At 75.4% G+C, this 24,543-nt stretch carries 21 protein-coding genes; 18 read left to right on the top strand and 3 right to left on the bottom strand.

Translation table 11 applies throughout. The annotated features are described in order from the left end of the window. Positions 1-5: 5 nt before the first annotated feature. The 3 genes from H596_RS0110940 to trxA all read left to right on the top strand — a co-directional run bounded on the left by H596_RS0110940 (position 6) and on the right by trxA (position 6,829). Positions 6-2,981, top strand: a complete 2,976-nt coding sequence (locus H596_RS0110940; protein ID WP_027284928.1) for a PD-(D/E)XK nuclease family protein — start codon at positions 6-8, stop codon at positions 2,979-2,981. Then, complete coding sequence (gene addA, locus H596_RS0110935; protein ID WP_027284927.1) at positions 2,978-6,424, top strand: double-strand break repair helicase AddA; 3,447 nt, start codon at positions 2,978-2,980, stop codon at positions 6,422-6,424. The genes H596_RS0110940 and addA overlap by 4 nt, the downstream gene beginning before the upstream one ends. Before the next feature lie 75 nt (positions 6,425-6,499). Beyond that, positions 6,500-6,829 carry a thioredoxin TrxA gene (gene trxA / locus H596_RS0110930; RefSeq protein ID WP_027284926.1) on the top strand — a complete coding sequence of 110 codons (330 nt, stop codon included), beginning with the start codon at positions 6,500-6,502 and terminating at the stop codon, positions 6,827-6,829. Between the two features lie 26 nt (positions 6,830-6,855). Here trxA and H596_RS22925 read toward each other — a convergent pair whose 3' ends face one another. The 3 genes from H596_RS22925 to H596_RS24140 form a co-directional block, all read right to left on the bottom strand. Further along, positions 6,856-8,064 carry a cupin domain-containing protein gene (locus H596_RS22925; protein ID WP_051212807.1) on the bottom strand — a complete coding sequence of 403 codons (1,209 nt, stop codon included), beginning with the start codon at positions 8,062-8,064 and terminating at the stop codon, positions 6,856-6,858. Between the two features lie 10 nt (positions 8,065-8,074). Then, positions 8,075-8,527: a hypothetical protein gene (locus tag H596_RS0110920; RefSeq protein ID WP_027284925.1), complete on the bottom strand. Its 453-nt coding sequence runs from the start codon at positions 8,525-8,527 to the stop codon at positions 8,075-8,077. Between the two features lie 94 nt (positions 8,528-8,621). Next, entirely contained in the window at positions 8,622-9,080 is a 459-nt protein-coding gene (locus H596_RS24140; protein WP_027284924.1) for a hypothetical protein, read from the bottom strand. A 138-nt stretch (positions 9,081-9,218) separates the two neighbouring features. On the opposite strand from H596_RS24140, the gene H596_RS24135 reads away from it, so the two are divergent. The 15 genes from H596_RS24135 to H596_RS22915 all read left to right on the top strand — a co-directional run bounded on the left by H596_RS24135 (position 9,219) and on the right by H596_RS22915 (position 24,401). Beyond that, entirely contained in the window at positions 9,219-9,866 is a 648-nt protein-coding gene (locus H596_RS24135; RefSeq protein WP_051212805.1) for a SapC family protein, read from the top strand. Between the two features lie 3 nt (positions 9,867-9,869). Next, positions 9,870-10,832 carry a Bug family tripartite tricarboxylate transporter substrate binding protein gene (locus H596_RS0110905; protein ID WP_027284923.1) on the top strand — a complete coding sequence of 321 codons (963 nt, stop codon included), beginning with the start codon at positions 9,870-9,872 and terminating at the stop codon, positions 10,830-10,832. Beyond that, positions 10,730-11,734 (top strand): NAD(P)-dependent oxidoreductase, encoded by a 1,005-nt coding sequence (locus tag H596_RS0110900; protein WP_245583995.1) that lies wholly within the window; start codon positions 10,730-10,732, stop codon positions 11,732-11,734. The genes H596_RS0110905 and H596_RS0110900 overlap by 103 nt, the downstream gene beginning before the upstream one ends. Before the next feature lie 105 nt (positions 11,735-11,839). Further along, entirely contained in the window at positions 11,840-12,349 is a 510-nt protein-coding gene (locus H596_RS0110895; protein ID WP_027284921.1) for a tripartite tricarboxylate transporter TctB family protein, read from the top strand. After that, a complete protein-coding gene (locus tag H596_RS0110890) occupies positions 12,349-13,842 on the top strand; it encodes a tripartite tricarboxylate transporter permease (protein ID WP_027284920.1) in 1,494 nt (497 codons plus the stop codon). The genes H596_RS0110895 and H596_RS0110890 overlap by 1 nt, the downstream gene beginning before the upstream one ends. Before the next feature lie 47 nt (positions 13,843-13,889). Continuing rightward, positions 13,890-15,554, top strand: coding sequence for a stimulus-sensing domain-containing protein (locus tag H596_RS0110885; protein WP_051212803.1), 1,665 nt, complete (start codon positions 13,890-13,892; stop codon positions 15,552-15,554). A 258-nt stretch (positions 15,555-15,812) separates the two neighbouring features. Then, positions 15,813-16,340: a ribosome maturation factor RimP gene (gene rimP / locus H596_RS0110880; protein ID WP_027284918.1), complete on the top strand. Its 528-nt coding sequence runs from the start codon at positions 15,813-15,815 to the stop codon at positions 16,338-16,340. A gap of 5 nt (positions 16,341-16,345) precedes the next feature. Then, on the top strand, positions 16,346-17,878 hold the full coding sequence (gene nusA, locus H596_RS0110875; RefSeq protein WP_027284917.1) for a transcription termination factor NusA: 1,533 nt from the start codon (positions 16,346-16,348) through the stop codon (positions 17,876-17,878). Continuing rightward, complete coding sequence (locus H596_RS0110870; protein ID WP_342663346.1) at positions 17,862-18,521, top strand: RNA-binding protein; 660 nt, start codon at positions 17,862-17,864, stop codon at positions 18,519-18,521. The genes nusA and H596_RS0110870 overlap by 17 nt, the downstream gene beginning before the upstream one ends. A 67-nt stretch (positions 18,522-18,588) precedes the next feature. After that, positions 18,589-21,369, top strand: a complete 2,781-nt coding sequence (infB, locus tag H596_RS0110865) for a translation initiation factor IF-2 (protein ID WP_027284915.1) — start codon at positions 18,589-18,591, stop codon at positions 21,367-21,369. Between the two features lie 67 nt (positions 21,370-21,436). Beyond that, a complete protein-coding gene (rbfA, locus tag H596_RS0110860) occupies positions 21,437-21,856 on the top strand; it encodes a 30S ribosome-binding factor RbfA (RefSeq protein ID WP_027284914.1) in 420 nt (139 codons plus the stop codon). A gap of 91 nt (positions 21,857-21,947) precedes the next feature. After that, a complete protein-coding gene (truB, locus tag H596_RS0110855; protein ID WP_027284913.1) occupies positions 21,948-22,892 on the top strand; it encodes a tRNA pseudouridine(55) synthase TruB in 945 nt (314 codons plus the stop codon). A 42-nt stretch (positions 22,893-22,934) separates the two neighbouring features. Next, positions 22,935-23,204, top strand: a complete 270-nt coding sequence (rpsO, locus tag H596_RS0110850) for a 30S ribosomal protein S15 (protein WP_027284912.1) — start codon at positions 22,935-22,937, stop codon at positions 23,202-23,204. An 82-nt stretch (positions 23,205-23,286) separates the two neighbouring features. Next, positions 23,287-23,775 carry a hypothetical protein gene (locus H596_RS0110845; protein WP_027284911.1) on the top strand — a complete coding sequence of 163 codons (489 nt, stop codon included), beginning with the start codon at positions 23,287-23,289 and terminating at the stop codon, positions 23,773-23,775. Between the two features lie 107 nt (positions 23,776-23,882). Next, positions 23,883-24,401, top strand: a complete 519-nt coding sequence (locus tag H596_RS22915) for a YceI family protein (RefSeq protein ID WP_156910091.1) — start codon at positions 23,883-23,885, stop codon at positions 24,399-24,401. Positions 24,402-24,543: the final 142 nt, after the last annotated feature.

Raw genomic sequence — 24,543 nt, 5'->3', positions numbered from 1 at the left:
GCCCCATGCGCCTCTATGCCATCGCGCCCGGCCAGCCCTTCCTGGCGGGGCTCGCGCGCGGCGCCCTCGCCCGGCTCGGCACGGGCGAGGCGCTGGCCGCCGCCACCATCCTTCTGCCCACGCGCCGCGCCAGCCGCGCGCTGCAGGCCGCCTTCCTGCGCGAGGCCGACGCCCCCGCGCTGCTGCTGCCGCGGCTGCGACCGCTGGCCGGGCTGTCGGTGGAGGATGCGGACGAGCTCGCCCTGCCCGCGCTGCTCGACCTGCCGCCCGCCGTCGAGCCCCTGCGCCGCCAGGCGGTGCTGGCCGCCTTCGCCGCGCGCTGGCCCGCCCATCGCGGCGGCCCCCCCACCGCCGAGCACGCCTGGGCGCTGGGCGGCGAGCTCGGCCGGCTGCTGGACGAGATCGCGCTGGAGGAGGCGGAGCCCATCCCGGAGGACCACCGCCTCCTCGAGCACCGCTGGCTGGAGCGGCTGGAGGCGCTGGCCCCGGAGCGGCTGGCCACCCACTGGCAGATCACCACCCTCTTTCTCCGGGGCGCGGTGCGCGCCTGGCAGGAATGGCTGGACGCGCAGGGGCTGCTCGACATCGGGGTGCGGCGCGTCATGGCGCTGCGCGCCCAGCGCCGCGCCTGGGAGGAGGCGCCGCCCCGGCACGCCGTGATCGCCGCGGGCATCGGCCTGGGCGGCACCATCCCGGCCGCGGCCGATCTGCTGCGCACCATCGCCACCCGCCTGCCGCAGGGCTTCGTGGTGCTGGCGGGCGAGGACCCCGCCACCGCCGCCCTGCCGGACGAGGCGCTGGCCGAGGCCCCCACCCATCCCTTCGCCGGCCAGCGCGCCATGCTGCGGCGCATGGGCGCGGCGCCCGGCGCGGCCGAGCCCTGGATTCCGGGCGCGGCGAGCCCCCGCGCCGCCCTGCTCGGCGCCGCCCTGCTGCCCGCCGGCGCGCTCGGCCCCTGGCAGCGGCCCGGCGCGGCGACGGCGGCGGCGCTCGAGGGCCTTTCGCGCCTTGAGGCGGCGGACGCCCAGCACGAGGCGGCCGCCATCGCGCTCGCGCTGCGCGGGGCGCTCGAGACGCCCGGCGCGCGCGCCGCGCTGGTGACGCCGGATCGCGACCTCGCCCGCCGGGTGGCGGCGGAACTGCCGCGTCACGGCATCCTGGCCGATGACAGCGCGGGCCAGCCCCTCTCCGAGACGCCGGCCGGCGGCTTCCTGCGCCTCATCGCGGCGGCGGTGGCGGCGCGCTGGCGGCCGGTGGCGCTGCTCGCCCTGCTCAAGCATCCGCTCTGCGCCGCCGGGATGGAGCGCCCCGCCTTCCTGCGCCTCGTTCACGCGCTGGAGGTCGCGGCGCTGCGCGGCGTGGCCCCGGCCCCGGGCCCCGAGGGGCTGCGCCCGCTCTGCCCGCCCGAGGCGCTGCCCCTGCTCGATGCGCTGGAGGCGGCGCTGGCCCCGCTGCCCGCCGCCGGCCGCCAGCCGCCGGCGGCGCTGCTGGAGGCGCATCTGGCCGCCGCCGAGGCGCTGGCCGCCACCCCGAGCCTGCCCGGGGGGCTGCGCCTCTACGCCCAGGCCGAGGGCGAGGCGCTGGCCCGCCACCTCGCCGCCCTGCCCCCCGCGCTGGCGGAGCTGCCGCCGCTCGAGGCGGCCGAATGGCCGGGCCTGTTCGACGCGCTGCTCGCCCAGGGCGTCACGCGCGCCCCGCGCGTCGCGCGCGGGCGGGAGGGCGCGGCGCTGCACCCGCAGGTGGAGATCCTCGGGCTTCTGGAGGCGCGGCTGCTCGACTTCGACCTCGTCGTGCTCGGCGCGCTGGACGAGACCATCTGGCCCCAGGCGGCCGATCCCGGCCCCTGGATGAGCCGGCCCATGCGCGCCGCCTTCGGCCTGCCCTCGCCGGAGGGGCGGATCGGCCGGGTCGCGGCGGATTTCCTGCTGACCGCGGCGAATGCGCGGCGCGCGCTGCTCTCGCGCGCGGCGCGCCGCGGCGGCGCGCCCAGCGTGCCGGCGCGCTGGCTCACCCGGCTCGACATCTTCCTCTCCGGCCAGGGGCTCGCCCTGCCCGCCGCGCGGGAGGCGGCCTGGGCGCGGGCGCTGGACGCGCCGGGCCAGGTCTCGCCCTGCCAGCGCCCCGCGCCCCGCCCGCCGCGCGCCGCCCGGCCGCGCAGCCTCTGGGTCACCGACCTCGCGCGGCTGATCGCCGATCCCTATGCCGTGCATGCGCGCCATGTGCTCGGGCTCAGGCCGCTCGAGCCGCTGGAGCAGGCGCCCGGCGCGGCGGATTACGGCATGCTGGTGCACCGGGCCATGCAGCGCTTCCTGGCCAGGCTGCGCGGCCGCCCCTTCTCCCCGGCCGCCGCCCGCGCGGCCTGGGAGGAGGCGGTGGGCGAGGCGCTGCGCGCCGCCCCGCCGCCCCCGCCGGTGCGCGCCATCTGGGCCCCGCGCCTCGCGCGCATCGGCGAGGCGGTGATCCTCCTCGAGGCCGAGGACCGCAGGGCCGGGCTGCTGGCCGACAGCGTGGCGGAGATCGAGGGCGGGACGGACATCGCCTGCCCCGGCGGGGTGCTGCAGCTCAAGGCCCGGGCCGACCGGCTCGATCTGCTCACCGACGGCACGCTGCGGGTGGTGGACGTCAAGACCGGCACGCCCCCGGAGAGGAAGGAGGTGGAAACCGGCGGCGCGCCGCAGCTCCCCCTCGAGGCGCTGATCGCCGAGCGCGGCGGTTTTCCCGGCCTGCAGGGGCCCGTCTCGGCGCTGGAATACTGGCGGCTGCAGGGCGGGCTGGAGCCGGGCGAGCGCCGCCGCCTCGCCCTCGACCTGCGCGCCACGCTGGCGAAGGCCGAGGCCGCGGCGATCCGCCTCGCCGGGCGCTTCCTCTTCGGCGACGCCCCCTTCCTCGCCCAGCCGCATCCGCGCCGGCGGGCGGCGCCGGAATACCGCCACCTGGCGCGCAGCGCCGAATGGTCCGCCGCGGAGGGGGAGGAGGGATGAGCACACCCCGCGAGGCGGCCGAGGCCGCGCAGCGCGCCGGGGCGGACCCCTCCGTCTCGGCCTTCGTCTCGGCCTCGGCCGGTTCGGGCAAGACCAAGCTGCTGACCGACCGGCTGCTGCGGCTGATGCTGGGCGGGGCCGCGCCGGGGCGGCTGCTCTGCCTCACCTTCACCAAGGCGGCGGCGGCGGAGATGGCCACCCGGCTCAACCGGCGCCTGGGCGCCTGGGCGGTGGCCGCGCCCGAGGCGCTGCGCGCCGAGCTGCGCGCCCTGCTCGACCGCGCGCCCGACGCCGAGGAGGAGGCGCGCGCCCGCCGCCTCTTCGCCGAGGTGCTGGAGCTGCCGGGCGGCATGCGCATCTCCACCCTGCACGCCTTCGCCCAGTCCGTGCTGCGCGGCTTCCCGCTGGAGGCGGGGCTCGCCCCCGGCTTCGCCGTGCTCGAGGAGATGGACGCCGCGGCCGAGATCGCCGCGGCGCGCGACGCCCTGCTGCCCGAGACGGCCGAGACCGAGACCCTGGCCCGGCTTGCGGATGCGCGCGGCCTCGCCGCGCTGCTCGCGGGGCTGCGCGGCGAGGCGGGACGGCTCGCCGCCGCGCTGGCCGAGGGGCCCGGGGCGTTGGCCGCGCGGCTCGACGCGCTGCTGCGCCTGCCCCAGGGCGCGAGCCCCGATGCGCTGGACCTCGAGGCGGCGACGGGCATGGACGGCGACGCGCTCTCGCGCGCCGCCGGCGCGCTGCAGCTCAGCGGCAACCGCAACGACCAGGAGCGCGGTGCGCGGCTGCGCGGCTTCCTCGCGCTCGACAAGGCCGGCCGGCTCGCGGCCCTGCCGGACTGGGAGAACCTCTTCCTCACCGGCGAGGGGCAGCCGCGGGCGGATCGGAACCTCGCCACCCAGCAGGCGGGGCCGCGGGTGGCGGAATGGCGCGCGGTGCTGCGGGCGGAGGCCGAACGGCTCGCGGAGATCGGCGCCCGCCGCCGGGCGCTGGCGCTGCGCGACGCCACGCTCGCCGCCGTCGCACTCGGCCATCCGGTGCTGGAGGCCTTCCAGCAGGCGAAGCGGCGCAGCGGGCGGCTCGACTACGACGACCTGATCGCCGCCGCGCTGCGGCTGCTCGAGAATCCCGGCGCGGCCTGGGTGCTCTACAAGCTGGATGGCGGGCTCGATCACCTGCTGCTCGACGAGGCGCAGGACAGCAACCCCGCCCAATGGGGGCTCGCCCGCGCCCTGACCGGGGAGTTCTTCGCCGGGGAGGGGGCGGAGCACCCGGCGCAGCCTCGCACCGTCTTCGCGGTGGGCGATGTGAAGCAGTCCATCTTCGGCTTCCAGGGCGCCGACGCCGAGGGCCTGCCGCGCGAGGCGGCGCGCTTCGAGCGGGCCGCGCGGGCGGCGGGGCAGGGCTTCCGCCGCGTGCCGCTCGAGGTCTCCTTCCGCTCCGCGCCCCCGGTGCTCGCTTTCGTGGACGCGGTCTTCGCCGAGGGGCCGGCGCGCGAAGGGGTGGTGCCGGAGGGCGAGACGCTGCGCCACCTGCCCGATCGCGAGGGCGCGGCGGGGCGGGTGGAGCTCTGGCCGCTGCTCGGCGCCGAGGCGGGCGCGGAGCCGCCGGAATGGGACGTGCCCGAGGAGGCGGGCGCCGAGACGGGCCCCGACGCCCGGCTCGCCGGGGTGCTGGCGCGGCGCATCCGCCACATGATCGGGAACGAGACTCTCGAGGCCCGCCATGAGGGCGACCCCGCGACGCCGCGCCGCATCCGCCCCGGCGACATCCTGGTGCTGGTGCGCCGGCGCAACGCCTTCGTCGCCCAACTCATCCGCGCGTTGAAGGAGATGGGGGTGCCGGTGGGCGGGCGGGACCGCATGCAGCTCGTCGAGCAGCTTGCGGTGCAGGATGTGCTGGCCACCCTCGATGCGATCCTGCTGCCCCAGGACGACCTGCAGCTCGCCGCCGCGCTGAAATCGCCGATCTTCGGACTGGACGACGAGGCGCTGATGGAACTCGCCATCGGCCGGCGCGGCAGCCTGCACGCGGCGCTGATGGTCCGGCGCGGCGAGGAGAGCGCGATCGGCGCGGCGGCCGATCTCCTCGCGCAGCTCTCCGCCCGGGCCGACCATCTGCCCCCCGCCGCGCTGATCGCCGAGCTGCTCTCCGAGCGCGGGGCGCGGGCCCGGCTGCTCGCCCGCCTCGGCCCCGACGCGGCGGACCCGCTGGACGAGCTGCTCAACGCCGCCCACGCGCATGAGCGGGCGCACCCAGCCTCGCTGCAGCATTTCCTCCACTGGCTGCGCGCCGCCGCCCCGGAGGTGAAGCGCGAGCCGGAGAACGCGGCCGACCGGGTGCGGGTGATGACGGTGCATGGCGCGAAGGGGCTGCAGGCGCCCATCGTCATCCTGCCCGACACCACCGCGGCCCCGCCCCCCTCGGGCGGCTGGCGCTGGACGCAGGAGGGGCTGCCGCTCTGGGCCCCGCGCAAGACGGGCTTCGCCGCCCCCGCGCTGGAGGCGGCCGACGCCGCCCGCGCCCGGCGCGAGCGCGAGGAGGAGAACCGCCTGCTCTATGTGGCGCTGACCCGCGCCGAGGACCGGCTGATCCTCTGCGGCTGGTATCGCCACGTCACGGCCCCCGGCTGCTGGTATGACCAGTTGGCCGCGGCTTTCGAGCGGCTGGCCGGGGCGCGGGAGGCGCCTTTCGACCCCGGCGCCTGGGGCGCCGAGGCGACCGGCTTCAAGGGCGCGACGCTGCGGCTGCTCGAAACCCCCCAGACCGCGCCGCGCCGGGCGGAGCCGGCCCGCGCCGAGGCCGCCGCGGAGGAAGGGCTTCCCGACTGGGCGCGCGAGCCGGCCCCCGAGGGGGCGGGCGCGCGCATCGCCACCCCCTCGCATCTGGAGGACGAGACGGAGACGGGCGCGCCCGCCCCGCCCCATGCGCCGGGCGATCCGCTCGGCCTGCGCTTCCGACGCGGCAACCTGGTCCACGCCCTGCTGCAATCCCTGCCCGAACTGCCCGAAGCCCGGCGCGAGGAGGCCGCGCGCCGCCACCTCGCCCGCCCGGGCCATGGGCTCACCCCCGCCGCCCAGGCCGAGATCCTGGCCGAGGCGCTGGGCGTGCTCGCGCACCCCGCCATCGCCGAGGCCTTCGGGCCCGGCAGCCTCGCCGAGGCCCCGCTCGCCGGCCGGGTGGGAGAGCGGCTGATCATGGGCGTGGTGGACCGGCTGCTGGTGACGCCCACGCGCATCCTGGTGCTGGACTACAAGACCAACCGCCCCCCGCCCGCCCGGCCCGAGGAGGCGCCGCCCGGCTATCTGCGCCAGCTCGCCGCCTATCGCGCCGTGCTGCGCCAGGCCTTCCCGGGCCGGGCGGTGGAGTGCGCGCTGGTCTGGACCTATGGCGCGCGAGTCATGCCCATCCCCGGCGATCTTCTCGATTCCCATGCGCCGCGCGCATGACGCCGGGGCGGTGCTTGACCGCCCGCCTCGGCGGCCCGACCTTGTGCCGGGAGAATGAAAGAGGATTCGCACCCCATGGGCGAGCTCACCAAAGCCGTCAGCGACGAGAGCTTCGAGCAGGACGTGCTCAAGGCCCCCGGCCCCGTGCTGGTGGATTTCTGGGCCGAGTGGTGCGGCCCCTGCCGCATGGTGGCCCCGATCCTGGACGAGATCGCCGCCGAGTATCAGGACCGGCTGACGGTGGCCAAGGTCAACATCGACGACAACCCGGTGACGCCCACCCAGTATGCCGTGCGCGGCATTCCCACCATGATCCTGTTCCAGGACGGCAAGCCGGTGGACACCAAGGTGGGCGCCATGCCGAAGGGGCAGATGAAGGACTGGATCGCCTCGAAGCTGGGCTGATTCCGCCGGCGGTCACGCCGGGCGCATCACTCGCAGGGTTCCAGCAGCCCGCGCCGCCACAGGGCCCGGGCGAAATCCCGGTCCCGGGGGAGGGCGCCCTCGGCAAGGGCGGCGAGTTCCTCGGCCTGGGCCGGGGTCAGCGGCTCCGCGCCACCGGCCCAGTGCAGGGCGGCCGTGCCGTCCTCGCCCAGGATCAGGTGGTGATGCATCCCGTCCGCCAGCCGCAGCCGCCCCTCGGGCATGGGGGCGAAGAGGCCGCGCGCGGGCAGGGGCTGGCGATCGTTCGCAAGCTGCATGAGCAGAAGATTCTGCATCCGTTCCGCCATGGCGGGGCCGGAGAGGCGCGCGAGCATCTCGCCCAGGCGCTCGGCCAGCGCCGCCTCGCCGAAGCGCCAGGTGGGCACGGATTCGCGCAGGGCGGGGTCGGTCAGCTCCGCATCGTCCAGCAGGGCGCGCAGCGCCTGGGCCCAGCAGGGATCGAGGAAGCCCACGGTGATGTGCAGCGAGGGCTCGCCCGGCTCGGTCGCGGCGTCGTGCATCACCCCGCGCGGGATGTAGAGCGCCTCGCCGGGGGAGAGGGTGAGGGTGTGCGGCTCGCCCTCGGGCGCCATGCCGCCGGGCCAGGGGGTGCGGCGGGTGGGGCGGGGCACGCGCTCGCCGTCCCAGATGCGCCAGCGCTTGCGGCCCTCCACCTGCAGCACCAGCACGTCATGCGTGTCGTAGTGGGTGCGGAAGCCCTGGGCGGCGGGGGGCGTGAGGTAGATGTTGGCCTGCACCCCGTGCAGGAACAGCTTCTCGAGGCCCCGGCAGAAGCGCGCGAGCGGCGGATGCGTCTCCTGGAACTGCGAGACGACGAGCGAGGCGCCCGCGTCGAAGCGCAGCAGCAGGCGCGGCAGGTCCACCCGGCCATCGGGCAGGCAGAACTCGTGCTCGGGCACGGCGGCGCTGCCCTCGCGCGAATCGTCGGCCATCGAGACGCGCGGGCTGCGCGCCCCGTCCGTGCGCAGATGGGCGTCGAGATCGGCGGTGGAGAGAAGCGCCGCGAAGGCGTCGGGCCGCGCGGCGGGGAAGTGGCGCCAGGCCGTGCCTTCGCGCAGGCGCAGCGCCTCCTCGACGGAGAGGCCCGGAAAGGCGAGGCCGAAGGCCCATTCGGCGAGGCTCTCCGCCCCGGGGCCGGCGGCGTCCGGCCCTGCGGGCGCGAGGCGGGCGTTCCCGGCGCCGCCCTCGGGGCTCATCGCGCCCCGCTCACCAGCGCCGGCCGCCGCGGCCGTAGCCCGGGCCGTCGGAGGGGTCGGCGTCGGTGATGCCGGTGCGGATGCGGTTGCCGCGATAGCCGCCGCGCCCGAATCCGGGCCCGTCGGAGGGGTCGGCGTCGGTCAGCCCGGTGCGGACGCGGTTGCCGCTGTAGCCGCCGCGGCCGTAGCCCGGCCCGTCGGAGGGGTCGGCGTCGGTCAGCCCGGTGCGGACGCGGTTGCCGCGATAGCCGCCGCGGCCGAAACCCGGGCCGTCGGAGGGGTCCGCGTCGGTGATGCCCGTGCCGCGCGGGGGCGGGGCCACCACCACCGGCGCGGCCGGGGCGTAATAGCCCGGCGCCGGGGCCACGCAGGCCGAGACGGCCGCGCCTGCCCCGGCGAGGGTGCCCACGCGCAGCACCAGCAAGCGGCGCGAGAGTTTCGGATCTTCGTGGGAATCGCTCATGGGCCGTGCCTTCCTGCCGGCTTGCCGCGCCGGTTCGCGCGATCATGCCCGCGCGGGGCGGGTGGGCGTCAAGCGCCGCGTCGCGGAAGCCCGTTCAGCGCCCGCGCCGGCCGTAGCCCGGCCCGTCCGAGGGGTCGCTGTCGGTCAGCCCGGTGCGGAGGCGCCCGCCGCCACGGCCATAGCCCGGCCCGTCCGAGGGGTCGCTGTCGGTCAGCCCGGTGCGGAGGCGCCCGCCGCCGCGGCCATAGCCGGGCCCGTCGGAGGGGTCATTGTCCGTGATCCCGGTGCGGGGGCGGCCCTGGATGACCCCGCGGCCACGACCGGGGCCGTCCGTGGGGTCGCTGTCCGTGAAGCCGCTGCGGCCATAGCCCGGCCGGTCGTTCGGGTCGCTGTCGGAGCGGCCGGACTGCGCCGCGGCCGGTGCGGCGGCCAGCGCCGCCATCCCCGCGCCCGAGGCCGCGCGGGCCACCAGCAGGCGACGGCCCAGCCTGGGCCGATTCGCGGCGCTGTCGTTCATGGCGCCGTCGCGGCGCTCGCCGTCATTCTCGGACATGCCTTCTTCTCTTCCTCGCCCATCATCGTGTCCGGGCGGCCGCCCGGGTTCTTCCGGCCCCGCGCCGGCTGTGCGATCCTTCCACGCCGCGCGCCCGCGCGCCATGCCCTCGCTGAAATCCAGGATCGGGAGCCGCGAATGACCCTGCCGCCCATCTATGGCGCGCTGGAGCCGCTCTCCGCCGCGCGGCACGGGCGGCTGCGCTGGCGCGACCCGGGGCCGGGCTTCGCCGCGCCGCAGCCCCTGCCGCTCGCGCTCGACGAGATCGGCCGCGCGGCCCGCCACGCCCCCGTGGTCTTCGCGCCCGAGCCGCCGCATGCGCCGCATCTGCTCTGGCCCGGCCCGCGCCCCGGGGCGCATGTGCCGCGCTACCTGCGGCGCTACCCCTTCCTGCTCGCCCGGCTCGCCCCGGGGCGGGAGGAGCTCGCCCTCTGCATCGACCCCGGCGCGCCGCATCTCTCGGAGACGGAGGGCGAGCCGCTCTTCGACGCGGCCGGCCGCCCCACCCCGCTCGCCGAGCGCGCCTTCCGCTTCGCCCGCTTGCTGGAGGAGGGGCTGCTCGCCGCGCAGGGCTTCGGGGCGGGGCTGGCGCGGTGGGGCCTCTTGGCACCGGCCGCCCTGCCGGCCGAGAATGGCGGGGCGACGCCGCGCGCGCAGGGGTTTTGCGCGGTGCACAGGGAGGGATTCATGCGTCTGTCCGGGGACCAGTTGGCCACGCTGCGCGACCAGGGGTGGCTCGAGCCGCTGGTGGCGCATTTCCTCTCCGTTCTCGCGCTGGAGGGCTGAGCCATGCGCCGCCGCACCCTTCTGGCCGGCGCCGCGCTCGCGCCGGTCGGCCTCGCCCTGCCCGCGCTGGCGCAGCAGCGCTTCGCCAGCCTCTCCATGTTCATCCCCGCCGGGCCCGGCGGCGGCTGGGACGGGCTCGGCCGCGCCATCGAGCAGGTGGCGCGCCAGGCCGGCCTTGTCGGCAGCTTCGCCTTCGAGAATGTGGGCGGGGCGGGCGGCACGGTGGGGCTGCCGCGCTTCGTCGCGCAGCGTCGCGGCCGGGGCGATGCGCTGATGGTGGCGGGCTCCGTGATGGTCGGCGCGGTGCTGACCAACCGCACCCCCGTCGGGCTCAAGGACGTGACGCCGATCGCGCGGATGACGGCCGAGGTCGGCGTCATCGTCGTGCCGGCGCAGAGCGACATCCGCGACATCCAGGGCCTTCTGGCCGCGCTGCGCGAGGCGCCGGGGCGCGTCTCGGTGGCCGGCGGCAGCGCGGGCGGGACGGACCACATCATCCTCGGCCAGATGCTGCGCGCCCTGGGACGCCAGGCGCGCGAGGGCAGCTATGTCGCCTTCGCCGGCGGCGGCCCGGCCCAGGCCGCGATCCTCGGCGCGCAGGTGCGCGCGGGCATCTCCGGCTTCTCCGAGTTCGCCGAGCAGATCCGCGCGGGGCGGATGCGCGCGCTGGCCACCACGGGCGAGACGCGCAGCGACCCCAACATCCCCACGCTGAAGGAGAGCGGGGTGGATGTGGTGGCGAGCAACTGGCGCGGCGTGTTCGGCGCGCCCGGCATCAACGCCAGCCAGCGCGCCGCGCTGACGGCGCTGATGACCGAGATCGCCGGCCTGCCCGCCTGGCGCGAGCTGCTGGCCACCCGCGGCTGGGAGGACGCCTTCCTCGCCGGCCCCGCCTTCGAGCAGTTCATCCAGGCCGACACCGCCGCCACCGAGGCGGTGCTGCGCGACCTCGGCCTCGTGACCTGACGGGGCCGCGCGGCATGGCGATCGGCGTGGCCGGCCTCGGCCGGATGGGGGCCGCCATCGCGAAGCGGCTGCTCGAGACGGGCCATGAGGTCGCGGTCTGGAACCGCAGCCCGGAGAAGGCGCAGCCGCTCGCGGCCCTCGGCGCGCGCGTGGCCGAAAGCCCCGCCGCGCTGGCCGGCGCGGCGGAGGCGGTGATCACGATCCTCACCGATTCTGCGGCCATCGAGGCCGTCTATGGCGGCCCCGAGGGGCTGCTGGCGGGGGCGAAGCCCGGCACGCTCTTCATCGAGATGAGCACGGTTCGGCCGGAGGTGGAGATCGCGCTCGCCGCGCGCGTGGCGGCGGCGGGCGGGGAGTTCGTCGAATGCCCGGTGGGCGGCACGGTGGGGCCCGCCCTGCAGGGCAAGCTGCTCGGCCTGGCCGGGGGCGAGGCGGGGGCGGTGGCGCGGGCGCGCCGCATCCTCGAGGCGCTCTGCCGGCGGGTGGAGCACATCGGCCCGGCCGGCGCGGGGGCGAGCATGAAGCTCGCCATCAACCTGCCGCTCGTCCTCTACTGGCAGGGGCTGGGCGAGGCGATGGCGCTGGTGCGCCATCTGGGCGCGGACCCCGCGCTGCTGGTGGACATCTTCGCCGACAGTTCGGGCGGCTCCAACGCGCTGAAGTCCCGAGCGGGGGTGGTGGCGAAGGTGATGGCGGGCGAATCCGCCGGCCCCGCCACCTTCGACATGGACGGCATGCGCAAGGATCTGCGCACCATGATCGAGGAGGCGCGGGCGCGCGGCTTCGGCCTGCCGCTCGCCGAGCGGGCGCTCGCCGTCTATGACGAGGCCTCGGCCGCCGGCTGGGGCAAGGTGGACGGGGCCGAGATTCCCGCCTTCTGGGCGCGCCACGCGAAGCCGTGACGCGCTGCCCGCGCAACGGGTGACGGGCTTGCCATCCGCCCGCCAGCCCGGTGTTCGACCGGGCCTGCCATCACCGGGAAAACCGCTGGGGAAGCGTCGCCGCACATGAGCCTCCGTCCCTCCTGGCCCGATCTCTCGGCGGGCCTCTTCGTGCTGCTGCTCGGCCTGCTGGGCCTCTGGCAGGCGGCGGCGATCCCGACTTCGCCGATCTACGCGCAGGTGGGGCCGAAGCTCGTGCCCTATCTGGTGGCGGGGGGGCTGTCGCTGCTCGGCCTGCTGCTGGTGGGGGCGGCGCTGCGCGGCGGCTGGTCCGCGACGCTGGCGGAGGTGGTGGAGGCCGGGCCGCCCAACCGGCGCGCGCTGGCGCTGGTGGGGGCGGGGCTGGTCGCGAACCTGCTGCTGATCGGGCCGCTCGGCTTCTCGCTGGCGGCGGCGGCGCAGTTCGCCCTGGTGGCGGCGGGCTTCGGCAGCCGCCACGCGGCGCGCGACCTGCTGCTGGGCGTGCCGCTCTGCCTCGCCGTGTGGTTCCTGTTCGTGGAGGCGCTGGGCGTGAACATCGGCGCGGGCGTGCTGGAGGGCCTCGTTCTGCAGCTCCTCGGGCGGGAGCCGGTGTGATGGAGGCGATCAACGGGCTCGCGCTCGGCTTCTCGCACGCCTTCTCGCTCACCAACCTGGCCTGGGCGATGCTGGGCTGCTTCCTCGGCACGGCGGTGGGCGTGCTGCCGGGCATCGGGCCGGCGCTGACCATCGCGCTGCTGCTGCCCATCACCTTCCAGGTGAGCGCCACCGGCGCCTTCATCCTGTTCTGCGGCGTGTTCTACGGGGCGATGTATGGCGGCTCCACCACCTCCATCCTGCTGAACGCGCCGGGCGAGAGCGGCTCCATCATCACCGCGCTGGAGGGCGCGCGCATGGCGCGCCACGGCCGCGCGGGGCCGGCGCTGGCCACCGCGGCCATCGGCAGCTTCGTCGCCGGCACGGTGGGCACGCTCGGCCTCGCCTTCCTCGGCCCGGTGATCGTGGACCTCGCGCTCATGCTCGGCCCGGCCGAGTATTTCGCGCTGATGGTGCTCTGCTTCGTCACCGTCTCGGCGGTGCTGGGCGGCTCGGCGCTGCGCGGCCTCGCCTCGCTGTTCTTCGGGCTGATGCTCGGCCTGGTGGGGATAGACCTGCAGACCGGCCAGCCGCGCCTGACCTTCGGCGTGCCCGAGCTGCTGGACGGGGTGAACGTGGTGCTGGTGGCGGTGGCGCTCTTCGCCGTGGGCGAGGCGCTGCACATGGCCTGGCGCCACCGCGAGGGGAAGGCGGAGGTGCTGCCCGTGGGCTCCGTCATGCTCTCGCGCGCCGATGCGCGGCGCAGCTTCTGGCCCTGGCTGCGCGGGGCGGGCCTCGGCTTTCCCTTCGGCGTGATGCCCGCCGGCGGCACCGAGATGCCGACCATGCTGAGCTATTACGTCGAGCGCAAACTGGCCAAGCCCGAGCACCGCCACGAGTTCGGCACCACCGGGGCCATCGAGGGCGTGGCGGGCCCCGAGGCCGCGAACAACGCCGCCGCCGCGGGCATCCTGGTGCCCATGCTCACCCTCGGCCTGCCCACCAGCGCCACGGCGGCGATCATGCTCTCGGCCTTCCAGTCCTACGGCATCCAGCCCGGGCCGCTGCTGTTCCAGAGCCAGGGCGAGCTGGTCTGGACGCTGATCGCGAGCCTGTTCATCGCCAATGTGATGCTGGTGGTGCTGAACCTGCCGCTGGTGGGGCTGTGGGTGCGGATCCTGAAGATCCCGCAGCCGCAGCTCTACGCGGGCATCCTGGTCTTCGCCACCATCGGCACCTACGGCATCTCGAACTCGGTGGTGGACCTGATCCTGCTCTACGCCATCGGGACGATCGGGATGTTCATGCGCCGCTTCGACTTCCCCGTGGCGCCGGTGGTGATCGGCATGATCCTGGGGCCCATGGCCGAACAGGCGCTGCGCCAGGCGCTGACCATCAGCGAGGGCGACTGGAGCGTGTTCCTCACGCGGCCGGGCAGCGCGGCGATCCTCGGCGTGGCGCTGCTGGCCCTGCTGGGGCCGCGGCTCTGGGCGCTGCTGGCGCGGCGGGGGTGATGCGGGGCGCTGCCCGCGGCCGCGGGTTTTGACCTAAGCTCGCGGCCATGCCCGAAGCCCCGCTCCTGAAGCCCGAGGAGGCGGCCGCCCCGCCGCGGCGGCGTCGCCTCGTCTCGCCGCTCCTGCGGCGCATCCTGCTGGTGAACGCGCTGCCGCCCGCGCTGCTGGCGGCGGCGCTGCTCTACCTCGACCAGTACCAGGACGGGCTGCTGGCCGCGGAGGTGGAGGCGATGCGCACCCAGGCGCGCATCTACGCCGGCGCCATCGCCGAGGCGGCGGTGCGCGTGCAGGACGACCGCGCGAGCCTGGTGCCCGAACAGGCGCGGCCGCTGCTGCGCCGCCTCGTCGAGCCCTCGCCCAACACCCAGGCGCGGCTGTTCGACACGGCGGGCCTCGTGGTCGCCGACAGCCGCGTGCGCGAGAGCGCGGGCGGGGCGGTGGTGACGGAGCCGCTGCCCCCGCCCGCCCCGCGCGGCGCCTTCTCCGACACGCTGGCCGGGCTCTACGAGAGGGTGCTCGGCCTGCTGCCGCGCCAGGCGCGCACGCCCGTGGTGCTGGACACGACGCCGGACGCGCAGAGCTTCGACTGGCAGCCCGATCTCGGCCCCGAGCGCCAGGCGGAGCTGCGCCTCGCGCTCGAGGGCGGGGTGACGCCCTATATCCGCCGCACCCCCGACGGGCGGCTGCTGGTGAGCGTGGCCGAGCCCGCCCGGCGCGGCGCGCAGGCGGTGGGCATCGTGCTGCTGACGCGCGAGGCGCGCGAGGTGGATGCGCGGCTGTTCGAAATCCGCGCGAGCGTGCTCGGGCTGTTCGTCATCGCGCTGATCCTGACGGTGGCGGTCTCGCTCTTCCTCGCGCAGACGCTGGCCAATCCGATGCTGCGCCTGGCCGCCGCGGCGGCGGAGATGCGCCAGGGCAAGGGGCGCGCGGGCTCCGTGCCGGCCGATCTTCTGGCGCGCAACGACGAGATCGGCATCCTGGCGCGGGATCTGCAGGAGGCGGCGCGCGCGCTCTGGGCGCGGATCGACGCGAACGAGCGCTTCGCCGCCGATGTGGCGCACGAGCTCAAGAACCCGCTGACCAGCGTGCGCAGCGCCATCGAGACGCTGCGCCGGGTTGAGGATCCGGCGCAGCAGCGCCGGCTGCTCTCCATCATCGCCAACGACGCGGTGCGGATGGACCGGCTGATCGGCGACATCGCCGATTCCTCGCGGGTGGACGCCGAGCTCTCGCGCGCCGTGGCCGAGCCGGTGGACCTCGCCCCCATCCTCGGCGTGCTGGTGGAGCTGCACAACACCACCCGCGAGGAGGCGGACCCGGTGATGGAGCTGGAGGTGCCCGAACAGCTCGTGGCGATGGGGGTGGAGGACCGGCTGGTGCAGGTGTTCCGCAACCTGCTGGGCAATGCCGTCTCCTTCAGCCCCGAGGGCGGGCGGGTGTGGCTGCGCGCGCGCGAGGCGGGGGCGGAGGTGGAGGTGGTGGTGGAGGACGAGGGGCCTGGCATCCCCGAGGCGAAGCTCGAGGGCATCTTCGAGCGTTTCTACAGCGAACGCCCGCGCGGCGAACGCTTCGGCCAGCATTCGGGGCTGGGCCTGTCCATCTCCAAGCAGATCATCGAGGGGCTGCGCGGGCGCATCGCCGCCGAGAACCGCCGCGACGCCGCGGGCAGGGTGATCGGGGCGCGGTTCGTCGTGCGGCTGCCGAAGGCGTAGCCGCGCGCCGAAAAGGGGTGCGGCTGCCGAAGGCGTAGCCGCGCGCCGAAAAGGGGTGCGGCTGCCGAAGGCGTAGCCGCGCGCCGAAAAGGGGTGCGGCTGCCGAAGGCGGTGCCGCGCGCCGGAAAGGGGTGCGGCTACCCGTGGCGGCGCCGCGCGCTTCGCCCTTGCATGCGGGCCGCGGAAGGCGCATATCACGCGCATACACACCATCTGATCCATCAGGGGGGTGGCCTTCCGGGGCCGCCTTTTTTGTTTTTGAGCATCGAACGTCCCCGCCACGAAGGGCTCGACGCCCGCATCGCCGATCTCGTGGCGCCCACCATCGAGCACATGGGCTATGAGCTCGTGCGCGTGCAGGTCAGCGGCAAGGAACGCCCCACCGTGCAGGTGATGGCCGACCGCGCGGACGGCGCGCCCTTCACCGTCGAGGATTGCGAGGCGATCAGCCACGCCATCGGCGCCGTGCTCGACGTGGCGGACCCGATCAAGGCCGAATGGGTGCTGGAGGTCTCGAGCCCCGGCATCGACCGCCCGCTGACCCGCACCAAGGACTGGGAACGCTTCGCCGGCCATCTGGCGACGGTGGAGCTGGACATCCCGATGGAGGGGCGCAAGCGCTTCCGCGGCCGCGTGATCGGCGCGGACGCCGAGACCGCGCGCCTCAGGCTTGACGAGGGCGGGGAGGTGGCGCTGCCGCGCGCCAACATCCGCCGCGCCAAGCTGGTGCTGACCGACGAACTCATCGCCGCGACCGCGGCGTCTCAGACCGCCACGAGGAACTGAACGAGATGGCCCTCGACCACGCGATTCCCCGCCCCGAATTCCTGCAAGTGGCAGAAGCCGTCGCGCGTGAGAAGATGATCGAGCGCGAGGAGGTGCTGGAGGCCATGGAGCTGGCCATGGGCAAGGCCGGCCGCCAGACCTACGGCCAGAACAAGGACATCCGCGCCGAGATCGACCGCAAGACCGGCGCGGTCAAGCTCTCCCGCTGGACGCTCGTCGTGCCCGACGACGCCGTGGAGGACGAGGAGACGCAGATGCCGCTGCGCATCGCGCAGAAGATCAAGCCCGGCATCCAGGTCGGCGAATACATCGTGGATCCGCTGCCGCCGATCGACTTCGGCCGCATCGGCGCGCAGACCGCGAAGCAGGTGATCGTGCAGCGCGTGCGCGAGGTGGAGCGCAAGAAGCAGTACGAGGAGTACAAGGACCGGGTGGGCGAGATCGTGAACGGCACGGTCAAGCGCACCGAGTACGGCAACCTGATGGTGGACCTCGGCCGGGCCGAGGCGCTGCTGCGCCGCGACGAGTGCATCCCGCGCGAGGCCTTCAAGAACGGCGACCGCGTGCGCGCCTACATCTACGACGTGCGCGAGGAACCCCGCGGCCCGCAGATCTTCCTCAGCCGCACGCATCCGGGCTTCCTCGCCAAGCTCTTCGCCCAGGAGGTGCCCGAGATCTACGACGGCATCATCGAGATCAAGGCGGTGGCGCGCGACCCCGGCTCGCGCGCGAAGATGGCGGTGATCAGCCGCGACAGCTCCATCGACCCGGTGGGCGCCTGCGTGGGCATGCGCGGTTCGCGCGTGCAGGCGGTGGTGGCGGAGCTGCAGGGCGAGAAGATCGACATCATCCCCTGGAGCCCCGACATCGCGACGTTCATCGTCAACGCCATGGCGCCCGCCGAGGTGAGCAAGGTGGTGCTCGACGAGGAGAACAAGCGCTGCGAGGTGGTGGTGCCCGACGAGCAGCTCAGCCTCGCCATCGGCCGGCGCGGGCAGAACGTGCGGCTCGCCTCGCAGCTCACGCGCTACGACATCGACATCCTGACCGAGGCGGGCGAGAGCGAGCGCCGGCAGGAGGATTTCCGCCGCCGCTCGAGCCTCTTCGTCGAGGCGCTCGACGTGGACGACGTGATCGCGGGGCTGCTGGTCACGGAGGGCTACGGCTCCATCGAGGAGATCGCCGAGGTGGAGGACGAGGAGCTCGCCTCCATCGAGGGCTTCGACGAGAACATCGCGGCCGAGCTCAAGCGCCGCGCTCTCGCCCATCTCGAGGCGAAGGAGGCGGAGCTCGCGGAACGGCGCGTGGCGCTGGGCGTGGACGACGCGCTGCTCGGCCTCGAGGTGTTCACCAACGCGCAGCTCGTGGCGCTGGGCGAGGCGGGCATCAAGACGATGGACGACCTCGCGGACCTCGCCTCGGACGAGCTGATCGAGATCCTGGGCGAGGGCGCGATGGACGAGGAGACGGCGAACGCCGTCATCATGGCCGCGCGGGCCCACTGGTTCGAGGGCGAGGAGGGTGGCGCGCCTGCCTGACGCCCCGGCCGAGGAGGAGGCCTCCCCGCTGCCCGATGACGCCATCGCGCGCGAGCGGGGGCCGCTGCGCCGCTGCATCGTGACGCGGGAGGTGCTGCCGAAGGAGCGGCTGCTGCGCTTCGTGCTCGGCCCCGGGCGCGAAGTCGTGCCCGATCCCGGTGGACGCCTTCCGGGCAGGGGCCTATGGTTGCTGCCGCAGGAAGCGGTGCTGGCCCGCGCCCTCAAGCAAGGGGCGTTCGCGCGGGCGGCGCGGGGGCCGGTGGTGGCGCCGGCTGATCTCCCTGCGCGCGTCGCGGCGGCGCTGCGGGGCCGCCTGCGGGACTTCCTGGGCCTCGCGCGGCGCAGCGGTGCGGCGGTGGCGGGCCGGGAGGCGGTGCTGGAGTGGCTCCGGGCCGGGCGCGTGGCGCTGCTGGTCCAGGCCAGCGACGGCAGCCCGGCGGAACGCGAGCGTCTGCAGGGCGGCCATGCGCTGCCCGTGGTGCTGGCGCTGACGGCGGCGGAGCTCGGCGCCGTGTTCGGGCGGGAGCGGGCCGTCCATGTGGCGGTGGCCCCCGGCGGGCTCGCGGAGGCCCTGCGCGCGGAAGCGGCGAGACTCGCCGGTTTCGCGCCGGGGGCGATTGAACAGGGCGCGGCGCCGGCGTAGGGGCATCGCGCGGAATGCGTTTTTGCGGGACGGGCGAGACTTGCCCCCGCGGAGTTCGGAACGGCGGATGAGCGACCAGAACGATCAGGATTCGGCGAAGAACCGGCTGAGCCTGCGGCCCGCGGGCCGGCTGGAAATCGGCAAGACGGTGGACGCCGGCAGCGTGCGCCAGAGCTTCAGCCATGGGCGCTCGAAGGTCGTCCAGGTCGAGGTGGTGAAGAAGCGCGCCCCGACGCCCGCGGGTGCGGGCGGCGCGCCGGCGGCCGGCGGCACGCTGCGCGCCCCGGCGGCCGCGCCGCGCCCCGCGAGCCCGGCCGCGCCCGCCCGCCCGGGTGCGGCGCCCGCCCGCCCCGGCGCGGCCGCCGCCCGCCCCGGCGCGCCCAGCCCCGGCCGGCCGCTGACGCCCGCCGAACTCGCCATCCGCCAGCGCGTGCTGGAGGAGCAGCGCCGGCTCGAGGCCCAGCGCGAGCGCGAGGCGCGGGAGCGCCAGGCGCTGATGCTGCGCAGCGCCGCCGAGGAGGCCGCCCGCCAGAAGGCCGAGGAGGAGGCGCGCCAGCGCGCGGAGGAGGAGGCGCGCCAGCGCGCCGAGGCCGAGGCCGCCCGCGCCGCGCGCGAGGCGCCCAAGCCCGCCGAACCCGCGGCGGAGGCCCGCCCCGCGCCCGCCCGGCCCGAGCCCGCCGCGCCCGAGGTCAACCCGCTTGTCGCGCCCCGCACCCCCGCGCCGCGCGTCACCCCGCTCGCCGCCCGCGCCCAGCCCGGGCCGGCCCTGCGCCCGAGCGGCCCGCCGCCCTCCGCCGCGCCGGCCGCCCGGCTCAGCCTGAACCCGCGCGCCCGCGCCGATGACGAGGAGGATCGCCGCGGCCCCGCGCGCCGCCCCGGCGCCGCCGCCGGCGCCAAGCGCCCCGCCGCCGCGCCCGCGAAGAAGACGCCGCTGGCCGGCGAACGCCGGCGCGAGGGCCGCATCGACGTGGCCGCCGCGCTGGAGGGCGAGGACGAGCGCAGCCGCTCGCTCGCCTCCATGCGCCGCGCGCGCGAGCGCGAGCGCCGCCAGGCCGAGCTGCAGCGCCTGCGCTCCGGCGCCGAGCGCGTGGTGCGCGACGTGGTGATCCCCGAGACCATCACCGTTCAGGAACTCGCCAACCGCATGGCCGCCCGCGGCGGCGAGGTGGTGAAGGCGCTGTTCCGCATGGGCGTGATGGCCACGCTGACCCAGACCATCGACGCCGACACGGCCGAACTGGTGGCGCAGGAGTTCGGCCACCGTGTGAAGCGCGTGGCGGAGGACGACGTGGAGCTCGGCCTCGAGGGCGCGGTGGACGAGGAGGGCGCGCTGCAGCCCCGCCCGCCCGTGGTCACCATCATGGGCCATGTGGACCACGGCAAGACCAGCCTGCTCGACGCGCTGCGCAAGACCGACGTGGCCGCGAAGGAGGCCGGCGGCATCACCCAGCACATCGGCGCCTATCAGGTCGAGGTGCCGGGCGGGCAGAAGGTCACCTTCATCGACACGCCGGGCCATGAGGCCTTCACCGCCATGCGCGCCCGCGGCGCCTCGGTCACCGACATGGTGGTGCTGGTGGTGGCGGCCGACGACGGCGTGATGCCGCAGACCATCGAGGCCATCAAGCACGCGCGCGCCGCCGATGTGCCGCTGATCGTGGCCGTGAACAAGATCGACAAGCCCGGCATCAACCTCGACCGCGTGCGCAACGAGCTGCTGCAGCACGAGGTGGTGGTGGAATCCCTCGGCGGCGATGTGCAGGAGGTGCAGGTCTCCGCGCTGAAGGGCACCAACCTCGACAAGCTGCTGGAGGCCATCCTGCTGCAGGCCGAAATCCTCGACCTGCGCGCCAACCCCGACCGCCCGGCCGAGGGCACCGTGATCGAGAGCAAGCTCGACCGCGGGCGCGGCCCGGTGGCGACGGTGCTGGTGCAGCGCGGCACGCTCAAGCAGGGCGACATCGTGGTGGCCGGGGCCGAATGGGGCCGTGTGCGCGCCCTGGTGAACGACAAGGGCCAGCAGGTGAAGGCCGCCGGCCCCTCGGTGCCGGTGGAGGTGCTGGGCCTCTCGGGCGTGCCGAGCGCGGGCGAGAACCTGATCGCCGTGGACGGCGAGGCGCGCGCGCGCGAGGTGAGCGAGTTCCGCCAGCGCAAGCTGCGCGAGAAGGCGGCCGCCGCCATGGGTGCGGCGCGCGGCTCGCTGAACGAGATGCTGGCCCGCATCCAGGCGGGCGAGCAGAAGGAGGTCGCCGTCGTCGTCAAGGCGGACGTGCAGGGCTCGGCCGAGGCGATCAACGTCACCCTGGCCAAGCTCGGCAACGAGGAGGTGAAGGTGCGCGTGCTGCACTCGGCGGTCGGCCAGATCACCGAGAGCGACATCCAGCTCGCCAAGGCCTCCAACGCCGTGGTCGTCGCCTTCAACGTGCGCGCCACCAGCCAGGCGCGCGAGATGGCGCAGCGCGACGGCGTGGACATCCGCTACTACTCCATCATCTACCAGGTGGCGGACGACATCGAGGCGCTGGTGAAGTCCAAGCTCGCCCCCGTGCAGCGCGAGAACTTCATCGGCTACGCCACCATCCTGCAGGTCTTCGACATCAAGAAGGTGGGCCGCGTGGCCGGCTGCCGCGTGACCGAGGGCGTGGTGCGGCGCGGCTGCGGCTTCCGCCTCATCCGCGAGGGCGTGGTGGTCCACGAGGGCGAGCTCTCGACGCTGCGCCGCTTCAAGGACGACGTGAAGGAAGTCACGAACGGCTACGAATGCGGCATGGGCTTCAAGAACTTCGACGACATCCGCGTGGGCGACCAGATCGAGTGCTTCGAGACGGAGACCGTGGCGGCCGCGTAGCGGCGGCTGCCCCGCCCTCCCGACCTCCGGCGCGCCCGCACCCGGCGCACCGGCTGAAAGGTTCCCCATGGCCCGTCGCCCTTCGCAGCATGACCCCGCCGCCGGCCCCTCGCAGCGGCAGCTCCGCGTGGCCGAGGAAATCCGCCACGCGCTGGCCGCCCTGTTCGAGCGCGCGGAGTTCCGCGACCCCGATCTGCTCGGCGCGCACATCACCGTCACCGAGGTGCGCGCCTCGCCCGATCTCAAGCACATGACGGCCTTCGTCAGCGGGCTGGGGCGGGATCTGCCGCCCGAGCAGTTCGCCGCGCTGAAGCGCGCGGCCCCCTTCCTGCGCGGCCAGGTGGCGCGGGCGGTGCGCCTGAAATACGCGCCCGAGCTGCATTTCCAGCCGGACACGGCGCTGGACCACGCCGTGCGCATGAGCGCGCTGCTGCGCCGGCCCGAGGTGGCGCGCGACCTCGCTCCCGGAAAGGCCGAGGAGGAATAGGCCCCGCGCGCGCATGGCTGCCGCGCGCCCGCGCGCTTCCGCCGCGCGGGTTTCCGGGTAGAACCCCGCCTCCCACACACCGAAGAGCGCCATGGCCCGCCCGCACCGGAAGAAGCCCCGCGGCCGCGACATCAGCGGCTGGCTGATCATCGACAAGCCCACGGGCATCGGCAGCACCGAGGTCGTCAACCGCGTCAAGCGCGCCTTCGACGCGCAGAAGGCCGGCCATGGCGGCACGCTCGACCCGCTGGCCACGGGGCTGCTGCCCATCGCCTTCGGCGCCGCCACCAAGACCGTGCCCTATGTGATGGACGGCACGAAGGTCTATCGCTTCACCCTGCGCTTCGGCGAGGCGCGGGATTCCGACGACGCGGACGGCGCGGTGACCGAAACGAGCCCCGTCCGCCCGACGGACGAGGCGATCCGCGCCGCGCTGCCCGCCTTCCTGGGCGACATCATGCAGGTGCCGCCCGCCTTCTCGGCCGTGAAGGTCGGGGGCGAACGCGCCTATGACCTGGCGCGCGAAGGCCAGGCCGTGGCGCTCGAGCCCCGCCCCGCCCGGGTGGACCGCTTCGAGCTGATCGCCCGGCCCGACGCCGACCACGCGGAGTTCGAGGTGCAGTCGGGCAAGGGGGTCTATATGCGCTCCCTCGCGCGCGATTTGGCGCGGGCGCTGGGCACGGTGGGCCACATCGCCGCGCTGCGCCGCCTGCGCGTGGGGCCCTTCCGCGAATCGCATGCCGTGGCGCTGGACAAGATCGCGGGAACGGGCGATACGCCGCCTCCTTCGCTGGACCTCCTGCTGCCCGTCACGACCGCGCTGGCCGACATCCCGGCACTGGCCGTCACGGAAGGGGAGGCCGCCCGGCTCGGATTCGGCCAGGCCCTCAGCCTGGTCGATTTCATGGGCCGGGTTCCCTCGGCGGCCGACCCCGATGGGGGGCTGGTGCGCGCGATGGCAGGGGAGCGGTTCATCGGCCTGTGCCGCCTCGAGGAGGGGCTGCTGCGGCCGGAGCGGCTGATGGCCACGGCCTGAGGCGGCGGAACCGGAACGCACTCCAACCGAAGGGTCACGCCGATGTCGATCACCGCCGAGCGCCGCAGCGCGCTCATCGCCGAATACGCCACCAAGCCCGGCGACACGGGCAGCCCCGAGGTGCAGGTGGCGCTGCTCTCCGAGCGCATCGCCAACCTCACCGAGCACCTCAAGACCCACGCCAAGGACTTCCACAGCCGGCGCGGCCTGCTGGTGCTGGTCGGGCAGCGCCGCGGCCTGCTCGACTATCTGAAGCGCAAGGACAAGGCGCGCTACGAGGCGCTGATCGGGCGCCTCGGCCTGCGCCGCTGATCGGGCCGGGGCGAGCCGGGGGGCGCATGGCGCGCGGCTGGCCTCTCCCCCGCCGCTTCTCCCCTTCCTCGCGCGCGGGCGCATGAGCGGCCGCGCCGCGGCGGCCGGCCGGCGGTCGCGCCTCACCGTGTTGTTCGAGGCGCGCTGGGGCCGTTCCCTGCGGGTGCTCAGCCTCGCCCTCTGGGGCGCCTGTCTGCTGGGCGCGGTGCTGCTGGTTGCGAGCCTCGCCGAATGGTGGCCCACCGGCGATGACAGCCGCACGCTGATCCTCGGCCAGGCCTTGCTGCTGGCCGCCGCCGCGATCGCCGACGGCCGGCGGCGGCGGCACGTCATGCGCATCCTGCGCCCGCGCGACGGCCAGGGCATCGTGATCGAGACGCCGGGCCTGTTCGGCCCGGTGCATCGCTTCGTCTCCCTCGAGCAGATGGCGCGCATGAAGCTCGGCGCGCCCGATGCGCATGGCGTGATGACGCTGCGCCTGCCCGGCCAGCGCAGCCCCTATCGCGTGGACACGGCGGGGCAGGAGCTGGACATCGGGCTGGACGCGATTCCCCGGCCTGTGCGGCGCTGAGCGGGGCTTCCGGCGTGCCCGGCGGCGCCTTTCCGCCCTGCTTTCCCGCCCCCGCCGCCGCGCGAGCCGCGGGGCTTTCCCGCCGCGCCCTGCCGCTTCTGCTGCTCATGCCCGCGGCCCGCCCGGCGCGCGGGGAGCTGTGGCGGCATGTCATCACCGAGCGCGAGGGCCGCATCGCCTTCTCCGCGCGCCATCTCGGTCTGCTGCGCTCGGAGGGCGAGTTCCGCCGCTTCCGCGCCCTGCTGGAGCTGGACCCGGAGCGGCCGGAGGCCACGCGCATCGCCGGCACGGTGGAGACGGGTTCGGCCACCGTCGCCTATCCCGGCGCGGACGAGATGCTGCGCTCCGAGGCGTTCTTCGACAGCGCGCGCCACCCGGAGGCCCATTTCGAGGGGGTGGCGCTCGGCGCGGGCCGCGCCTGGCGTTTTCCCATCGAGGGCACGCTCACCCTGCGCGGCATCCGCCGGCCCTGGCTGCTGGAGGCGCGGCTGCTGGGGCGCGAGGGCGGGCAGGCCCTCTTCGAGGCCGTGGGGCGGCTGAGCCGCCGCGCCTATGGCATGGTGGCCGAACGGCTGCTGATCGGCGACGAGATCGTGATCACCATCAGCGTCCGCGTGCCGGTCTGACAGGGGCGGCATCACGTGCCGCCCGCGTGGCGGCGGCGCGGCCTTCTCGCGGATCAGGGAAGGCGGCTGTGGAGCGGAGCCGCCGCCACCCGGGCCTGCATGGCCGGCCGGCGTTTTTCCGCTGGCGCGGCGCGGCCATCCG

The organism is Rubritepida flocculans DSM 14296 (genome assembly GCF_000425365.1).
Classification (GTDB): Bacteria; Pseudomonadota; Alphaproteobacteria; order Acetobacterales; family Acetobacteraceae; genus Roseococcus; species Roseococcus flocculans.
Note: the sequence above shows the minus strand (reverse complement) of the source record. Positions and strands in the feature narration are given on the sequence as shown.

Bases quoted from the DNA above. Each gene is read 5' to 3' on its own strand.
- H596_RS0110940 (WP_027284928.1), top strand. From the start codon at position 6: ATGCGCCTCTATGCCATCGCGCCCGGCCAGCCCTTCCTGGCGGGGCTC.
- addA (WP_027284927.1), top strand. From the start codon at position 2,978: ATGAGCACACCCCGCGAGGCGGCCGAGGCCGCGCAGCGCGCCGGGGCG.
- trxA (WP_027284926.1), top strand. From the start codon at position 6,500: ATGGGCGAGCTCACCAAAGCCGTCAGCGACGAGAGCTTCGAGCAGGAC.
- H596_RS22925 (WP_051212807.1), bottom strand. From the start codon at position 8,064: ATGAGCCCCGAGGGCGGCGCCGGGAACGCCCGCCTCGCGCCCGCAGGG.
- H596_RS0110920 (WP_027284925.1), bottom strand. From the start codon at position 8,527: ATGAGCGATTCCCACGAAGATCCGAAACTCTCGCGCCGCTTGCTGGTG.
- H596_RS24140 (WP_027284924.1), bottom strand. From the start codon at position 9,080: ATGTCCGAGAATGACGGCGAGCGCCGCGACGGCGCCATGAACGACAGC.
- H596_RS24135 (WP_051212805.1), top strand. From the start codon at position 9,219: ATGACCCTGCCGCCCATCTATGGCGCGCTGGAGCCGCTCTCCGCCGCG.
- H596_RS0110905 (WP_027284923.1), top strand. From the start codon at position 9,870: ATGCGCCGCCGCACCCTTCTGGCCGGCGCCGCGCTCGCGCCGGTCGGC.
- H596_RS0110895 (WP_027284921.1), top strand. From the start codon at position 11,840: ATGAGCCTCCGTCCCTCCTGGCCCGATCTCTCGGCGGGCCTCTTCGTG.
- H596_RS0110890 (WP_027284920.1), top strand. From the start codon at position 12,349: ATGGAGGCGATCAACGGGCTCGCGCTCGGCTTCTCGCACGCCTTCTCG.
- H596_RS0110885 (WP_051212803.1), top strand. From the start codon at position 13,890: ATGCCCGAAGCCCCGCTCCTGAAGCCCGAGGAGGCGGCCGCCCCGCCG.
- nusA (WP_027284917.1), top strand. From the start codon at position 16,346: ATGGCCCTCGACCACGCGATTCCCCGCCCCGAATTCCTGCAAGTGGCA.
- infB (WP_027284915.1), top strand. From the start codon at position 18,589: ATGAGCGACCAGAACGATCAGGATTCGGCGAAGAACCGGCTGAGCCTG.
- rbfA (WP_027284914.1), top strand. From the start codon at position 21,437: ATGGCCCGTCGCCCTTCGCAGCATGACCCCGCCGCCGGCCCCTCGCAG.
- truB (WP_027284913.1), top strand. From the start codon at position 21,948: ATGGCCCGCCCGCACCGGAAGAAGCCCCGCGGCCGCGACATCAGCGGC.
- rpsO (WP_027284912.1), top strand. From the start codon at position 22,935: ATGTCGATCACCGCCGAGCGCCGCAGCGCGCTCATCGCCGAATACGCC.
- H596_RS0110845 (WP_027284911.1), top strand. From the start codon at position 23,287: ATGAGCGGCCGCGCCGCGGCGGCCGGCCGGCGGTCGCGCCTCACCGTG.
- H596_RS22915 (WP_156910091.1), top strand. From the start codon at position 23,883: ATGCCCGCGGCCCGCCCGGCGCGCGGGGAGCTGTGGCGGCATGTCATC.